This is a genomic window from Devosia sp. A449, assembly GCF_054489375.1.
Genome location: NZ_JBTMWU010000022.1, coordinates 1 through 653, shown reverse-complemented (window position 1 = coordinate 653; position 653 = coordinate 1). Strand labels below are relative to the sequence as shown.

The 653-nt window shown below is 65.7% G+C and carries 1 protein-coding gene; it reads left to right on the top strand.

The window, feature by feature from the left end; translation table 11 throughout:
• Positions 1 to 653, top strand: a 653-nt coding sequence (locus ACX3OW_RS21630) for a hypothetical protein (protein ID WP_459097858.1), incomplete at both ends; no start/stop codon positions are given.

Sequence of the window (653 nt, the reverse complement as noted above, 5' to 3'; positions counted from 1 at the left end):
CGCACCCTGGCCACCGCCAATGCCTCGGAAGCTTATGCCGCGGCGGCGCGCATCACCACCGACCTCGACGCCCAGTTCGCCGCCCTGCGCCGTGAAAAGGGCTTTGCCATCGGGATCATCCATGTCGATAGCTGGACCTGGCCGGATTGGGAACAACTGGCCGCATGGTTCAAGGCGACGCTGATCGAAGATGACCTCAAGGGGCTGACCCTAGGCCGGAAGGGCCATGCGGTCGCCGGCAAGCCCGGGCGGCCAGTCGATCTCAGTCTGGCCTATCCCGATGCGCCAGCCCTGATCCAGCACGACAACCGGCTCAAGGAGATGACCGTTGGCGAGTATGCCACCGAGCGCTGCGCCTTCGTGCAATCGATCGTGCGCCGGCTCGGGGTGCCAGTGTCGCAGGCCAACCCGTATTTTGCTCGTTTCATGGCTGCCGCCCTGGCCGCTGAGATCAAGTTCCTCGATGTCGCGTTGCGCTTTCGCCTGGGTCAGGATGTGCAACATGCCCATCCCGATGCGGTGGCTGGCCCGTGGCAGGCCGAGATCGCCAGCAGCACTGATGCGCAGGTGGCCCGGATTATGGGCTCGGCCAACGCCCGACAGGCCGCCTCCGGCAAATCCCTGGCCGATTGCCGGGCCGCTTATGCTGCCGA